At 45.4% G+C, this 2,829-nt stretch carries 2 protein-coding genes and 1 pseudogene; 2 read left to right on the top strand and 1 reads right to left on the bottom strand.

Going from position 1 to position 2,829, the window contains the following annotated elements; genetic code table 11:
• Window positions 1-188 (bottom strand): annotated as a pseudogene (locus V6C93_RS10970) (hybrid sensor histidine kinase/response regulator); the annotation flags it as partial.
• 218 nt (window positions 189-406) lie between these two features.
• On the opposite strand from V6C93_RS10970, the gene V6C93_RS10965 reads away from it, so the two are divergent.
• Together V6C93_RS10965 and V6C93_RS10960 are read left to right on the top strand one after the other, a co-directional pair.
• Window positions 407-2,248, top strand: a complete 1,842-nt coding sequence (locus tag V6C93_RS10965) for an AAA-like domain-containing protein (protein ID WP_333476694.1) — start codon at window positions 407-409, stop codon at window positions 2,246-2,248.
• 173 nt (window positions 2,249-2,421) lie between these two features.
• Window positions 2,422-2,829, top strand: a 408-nt coding sequence (locus V6C93_RS10960; protein WP_333476693.1) for an AAA-like domain-containing protein, incomplete at its 3' end; no start/stop codon positions are given.

The following is a 2,829-nucleotide window of genomic DNA, read 5'->3' as shown; positions in this document are numbered from 1 at the left end:
GCACCAAACAGCAGAAAAATCCAGCTGAAGGGTACATCTTGTCTCTTGGCAACGAAATAGGTAAGCATTAGCGGAATTGAGTAATACGCCAGTGCTGTTAAGGCATCTGAGATAATGTGTAACCCTACTAACTCAGGTTTCCACAAATAGCAGTGTCCGTGGGGAATAAAAAATTCCGCTAATAGCATCTGAATAATCTTAAAATTTTTAAATTTATATCTGACTGCGGAGGCAACGGCAGGAACTACTAGTAGTTTGCATCCATACCGAGAGGTTTTCAAGGAAAGATTGCAAGATAAGTATACAAGTTAAGAACATGACTCGACTCCTCCATAGGTGGGACAATAACTCAATCGAGTAAAATGCCGTTTGATTTGAAGCAGATTAGCCAATCAATCGAATACCCATGAAAAGTCAACCATCAAGGCGTAAGCGGGGTGTCATCCTCACGCTGCAAGGTTGGCAGCGCTTGCGCAGGGCACAGCACCAGTCGGAAATTGAGGACAATGATGGCATTCCCTACACTCTGGAACAAATCGGTCAACGGACACACATGAGTCCCAACACCATCGCCAAGATTCAACGCCGCCAAGTTCCTGTGGATCGACAAAGCTTGGAGTTGTACTTCAGAGCGTTTAATCTTGCTCTAGACCCGGATGACCAGACCATGCCCGACTCCGACTCGATAGAGAGTCGCTCCAGTATCCTGCTCAAAGGCGCACTTCCTCTCGATTCTGCCTTTTATGTAGAGCGTCCCCCCACTGAGCAGCTGTGTTATGAAGCCCTATCACAGCCAGGAGCTTTGATTCGGATTAAAGCGCCCAAGCAGATGGGTAAAACCTATTTGATGTTAAGGATGATTGATTCTGCGATCGCGCAGGGCTTTAAAACGGTTACGTTAAGCTTACAACTCGCTGATGCCGATGTTTTCACGACTCTAAGCCAATTTCTCCAATGGTTCTGTGCTGTTGTCACTCGACGTTTGGAACTTCCGAATCGGTTAAACGACTATTGGGATGAAGTATTTGGCAGCAATTACAATTGTACAGATTATTTTGAAAATTATCTATTAACAGAAATCGATAGTCCGCTGGTTTTGGCATTAGATGAAGTGGACGTGGTATTCAATTACCCCAAAATTGCCACCGACTTTTTTGGGATGCTACGAACTTGGTATCAGAAAGCCCGGTATGCCGACAAGAGTAGCAAAAATTGGCAGAAACTACGCTTGGTAATTGTCCATTCGACAGAAGTTTATATTCCGCTCAATATTAATCAATCACCCTTTAATGTCGGGTTGTCGATTGAGTTGCCAGAATTTAGCCCGCTTCAGGTGCAAGATTTAGCACATCAGCATCAACTAGATTGGGGAACTGAGGAAGCACAACGGCTTATGAGCTTGATTGGTGGGAATCCTTATCGGGTGCAAATGGCGCTGCATCACATCACGCTCGAAGACATCACACTTGAACAGCTGCTGGAAAGCACGACGGCTGAAGAGGGCATTTACAGGGACTATCTACGGCGACTATTGTGGCATCTCCAAGAGTATCCCGAACTCGTGACAGCTTTGACACGGGTTGTGATGTCACCAACCCCCGTGAAATTAGATCCAATCCAGGCGTTTAAATTGCAAAGTATGGGACTGGTGCAAGTGCAAAATCGGCAGGTTGTACCCAGCTGCAATTTGTACCGAAAGTATTTTAGCGATCAGCTAAGTCAATTACAATTGAATTTACTCCAAGAACACCGCTTAGCTACGATTGTTGCCATAAGTGCAGTGGATTTGGCGGCGAAGATGGCGGCTGACCCAGAACAAGCGCAGAATCTGCTCTACCAAAATTTTCAACTCATCAGCCAGTTAGCTCAGCAACATGAAGGTGAGGTTCTCAAGACAACTTATGATGGAATGTTAATTTACTTTTCCAGTACCGTCAATGCTGTAAACTGCGCCCAAGAAATTCAATTAGCATTCACTCCGATAGCTGAAGTCGCCTCTGATTTGAAACTAAATTATCGAATTGGCATTCATTTTGGAGATGTTATTTTCAATTGCACTGATATCACCGGCGCGGGGGTTAGCATTGCTACAAACGTGCAAGCTGAAACTCAGGCTGGAGGAATTTGTATTTCCCAGAGCGTTTATGAGGTAGTCAGAAGTTATCTCACTCTGCAACCCATTGAAATAGGGCAACGGCAATTTAAGGGAATTGAAGAACCGATGTCCGTGTATCAACTTACTTTTTAAGAATGGGAAAGGTAAAAGGTAAAAGATGAAATTTAATATGAGCTAAGTAAGAAGCACATTTTCCACCAACCTTCAACCTTCAACCTGGGCTACGTCCTCGTATGAGCTCCGGCGCTGCGCTAACAACCTTCAACCTCCAACTTTCCAACTTTCCAACCTTCAACTCTCAAATCATGCTCACCGCCCAAAGTCCATTTTATGAATATCAAGTTGGCGGGAGTCTACCGCTTAATGCCCCCAGTTATGTCAGGCGTCAAGCTGATGAAGATTTATTCCAAGCACTGTTAAGAAGTGAGTTTTGCTACGTCCTCACTTCCCGGCAGATGGGCAAATCTTCGCTGTGGGTGCAAACCCTGCACCGTTTACAGGCTGAAGGCGTTTGTTGTGGAGCGATCGATCTCACAGCGATTGGCACTCAAGAAGTAACGCCAGAACAGTGGTATGCCTCGGTTGTCGCCTCTCTCACCAGCAGTTTCCAGCTTGACTTTAATGTACGAGCTTGGTGGCGCGATCGCACCCACTTATCCTTAGTCAGCCGCCTGAGTGAATTTCTCGAAACCGTCTTACTAGAGGAAATTCAG

This window comes from Allocoleopsis sp. (assembly GCF_036703385.1).
Taxonomy (GTDB): domain Bacteria; phylum Cyanobacteriota; class Cyanobacteriia; order Cyanobacteriales; family Coleofasciculaceae; genus Allocoleopsis.
Note: the sequence above shows the minus strand (reverse complement) of the source record. Positions and strands in the feature narration are given on the sequence as shown.